A 2,823-nucleotide genomic window follows, 5' to 3' on the forward strand; every position below is an offset into this window, starting at 1 on the left:
GCTGCGGTGCCAGTCCGGGCCCACCAGCGAGATAGCGGATCGGATCCGCCGCGGACACGCCGGTTTCGCGATCCCTTACAGTCTTGAGGAGCACGCGCGCCGCGATCTCGACCGTCTCGACGAGCTCGGAGCGCGGCTGATCACTCGCGATGACGCCGATGGCCGTGGCAGCTGGCGCGGCTGGACCGCGCCACACAATCCGGCCCGTTCTCGCTCTACCTGCGCGGCTCCGCCCGCCTCGACACCCTCACGGGGCGGGCGATCACCGTCACCGGTTCCCGCGCGGCGACCGGATACGGCCGCACCGTCACCGGCCGGTTCGCCGCCGAACTCACCACCCTGGGCTGGAATGTCGTGGCGGGCAGCGCATACGGCGTCGCCGCAGCCGCACACAAAGCCGCACTAGCCGAGCACGGCAGTCCGGTCGCGGTTCTCGCGGCCGGGATCGACGTCGCTCACCCGCCCGGACATTCCGGACTACTCGCCACCATCGCCACCAGCGGACTGTTGGTATCCGAATACCCGCCCGGTACGTCGGTGACCCGGGCCCGTCGCCGTGCCCAGACTCGCCTGCTGGCCGCGCTGTCGCGGGCCGTGCTGATTATCGAGTCCACACCAGGCGGTGAACCCGCCGCGATCGCGGCGCACGCTGTGCGCCATCGGGTTCCGGTGTTCGCGGTTCCAGGGCCGGTGACCAGTGCGACCACCGCGCTGCCGCACGAGTTGATCGCTACCGGCCGCGCGCGCCTGATCATCAGCGGCCGCGACATCCACCACTTCCTGAGGTGACTGCGAACACGCCGACCTGGCTGCCCGCGCCCCAGTCAGCTGTGTCGGCCGTCTCCGATTCGTTGTCCAGTGAAGGGATTGTTCATGACTCAGCCGTCGACACTACGCATGTCTGCCCCGGGTGAATTCATCGCCGCCGTGCCGGCCCTGCTCGGCTTTTACCCGGTCGATTCATTGGTTGTGGCACTTCTCGAACGCCGCCCTCCCGCCGACGAGGTCTGCATCAAAGTCGTCGCACGCCACGACCTCCGCATCAGCGACAAGCAGCTCGCCGGCGTCGTAACGCAACTGGCCGACGTCGCCGCGAACGAAAACGCCTCGGCAGTATTGGTTCTCATCGTCGACAGCACCGCGCAACCGGCGTCCGCGCCGCCGAGCAGGCACACCCACACCGTCGAAATCCTCGACCGTGCCCTCACCTCACGTGGTGTTGTTCTGGCGTCGGCGTGGGCGACCCGCGTGATCGACGCAGGCGCGCGGTGGTGGAGCCTGCTCGATGCCACGGAGTCCGGCGTCGTGCCCGACCCCGACGCGTCGGCGCTCGCCGCCACGTTCGTCGTCGCGGGACATCCGATCCGTCGTTCACGCGAGGAACTGACCCGCCTGATCGAGCCCGACCCGGCGCTGGCCGACCAGGTCCGCGCACTGCTCCCTGAGGTCGCCAGCCTCCGCACGCAGCGCGCGTCCGGCGAGATCACCGACACCGTCGCCATGGTGATCGAACACATTGACACGCTGGCGGCAGGTTCGGCGCTGACTCCGGCGGATATGGCCGCACTCACGGTGGCGCTACGCACAGCCGCCGTGCGCCATTGCATGCTCGGGCTGGCTGGCACTGCCCGTGTCGACGCGGCTGAACGGTTGTGGGCGCTGCTCACCCGCAGCCTGCCCGATCCCGAACGCGCCCATGCCGCGGCTCTGCTGGCGTTCTCGGCCTATCACCGAGGCGATGGAGTGCTGGCCTCGATCGCGCTGGACGCAGCCCTGGACGCCGACCCACAGCACCGGTTCGCCCGGTCCCTCGACACCACACTGCGAGACGGCACACCCCCACCCCGACTCGGTGCTGTCGTCACCTACGCACACGACATCGCCGACGCACTCGGCGTCGACCTGCACCGCTGACCAGCGTCGCCTCTCTTCTCGTCTCCTCGTTTTCGTTCCCGATCAGAAAGGTGATTGTTCATGCCGTCCGCGAACTCTGTCCCGACCCTGTCCCGCGCGGAATTCGATCGACTCGAACACCGCGGCGCCGCGGGCACCACCGCCACGCTCGCCGAGATGGATTCCGCTGTCGCCGACCGTTGGGGCGGCGAGCACACCGGGTGGCGCGGTCGCCACTGGGCCTATCTCGACGACGAGCACGGCGTGCTGCGCCTGCACCCGATCAACGTCACCCGCAGCTCGAGCCAGGCAGCCGCCTGACCCACCTCTGTTCCGGTTCACCGTCCAGATCGGCGCGGTCCCACCGCTATTCATATCGGTGGGGCCGCGCCGTTCGTCATCTCATAGGAGGTCTCCTTTGAGCCCCACCACTCTCACCGTCGTGCCCGACATCGAACCCGCCGCCGCCTCGCCCACCCCCCTCGGTGATGCCACCGGTGCGGAATCCGCCACCAGTGCCGAGGCCGCCGAGAATGAGCGCGACCCGCACCCCGCCGGCGGGGCCGAGCTGGAGGTTCCGCCGAATGCGATCGCGGCGTATATGGATCCGCGGGAGTTGGTGATCGCGGAGAATGTGCGCACCGGCTTCGATGTCGCCGAGCATCCGAAGCAGGCCGCCTCGATCCGGGAGTTCGGTGTCGGCGCTCCGGTGCTGGCCGAACGCGAACCCGATGGGTCGGTGCATGTGCTCGATGGTCAGGTGCGGGTGTTGATCGCCCAAGCCGTCGGCCTTACCCGGGTTCCGGTGTGGATCACCGACGCACCCACCGACGTCGATGTGAAGCAGCGTCGTATCGATCGCACGATGGCGCAGATCAATCTCAACGAGCGTCGGATCCCGTTGACCCAGGCCGACTACGCCGCCGGTAT

5 protein-coding genes are annotated in these 2,823 nt (G+C 68.7%); 4 read left to right on the top strand and 1 reads right to left on the bottom strand.

Annotated features, from left to right (window positions below):
- On the bottom strand, positions 1–196 hold a 196-nt coding region (locus tag A5780_RS42235), incomplete at its 3' end, for a hypothetical protein (RefSeq protein ID WP_231983113.1).
- A gap of 23 nt (positions 197–219) precedes the next feature.
- Between A5780_RS42235 and A5780_RS27465 the strand changes: the two genes are divergently transcribed.
- From A5780_RS27465 to A5780_RS40375, 4 genes are all read left to right on the top strand, one after another.
- Positions 220–789, top strand: a complete 570-nt coding sequence (locus tag A5780_RS27465) for a DNA-processing protein DprA (protein WP_231983114.1) — start codon at positions 220–222, stop codon at positions 787–789.
- An 84-nt stretch (positions 790–873) separates the two neighbouring features.
- Positions 874–1,914, top strand: a complete 1,041-nt coding sequence (locus tag A5780_RS27470) for a DUF4192 domain-containing protein (protein ID WP_156769690.1) — start codon at positions 874–876, stop codon at positions 1,912–1,914.
- 60 nt (positions 1,915–1,974) lie between these two features.
- The gene (locus A5780_RS27475) at positions 1,975–2,214 is read left to right on the top strand and encodes a hypothetical protein (protein WP_064910143.1); all 240 of its coding nucleotides are present in this window, start codon (positions 1,975–1,977) and stop codon (positions 2,212–2,214) included.
- Between the two features lie 97 nt (positions 2,215–2,311).
- The coding region (locus A5780_RS40375; RefSeq protein WP_197521889.1) for a ParB/Srx family N-terminal domain-containing protein at positions 2,312–2,823 on the top strand (512 nt) is incomplete at its 3' end.

The organism is Nocardia sp. 852002-20019_SCH5090214, assembly GCF_001665865.1.
Classification (GTDB): Bacteria; Actinomycetota; Actinomycetes; order Mycobacteriales; family Mycobacteriaceae; genus Nocardia; species Nocardia nova.

What these genes read in the sequence shown, in the direction of transcription:
- A5780_RS27475 (WP_064910143.1), top strand. Translation starts at nt 1,975, where the DNA reads ATGCCGTCCGCGAACTCTGTCCCGACCCTGTCCCGCGCGGAATTCGAT.
- A5780_RS27470 (WP_156769690.1), top strand. Translation starts at nt 874, where the DNA reads ATGACTCAGCCGTCGACACTACGCATGTCTGCCCCGGGTGAATTCATC.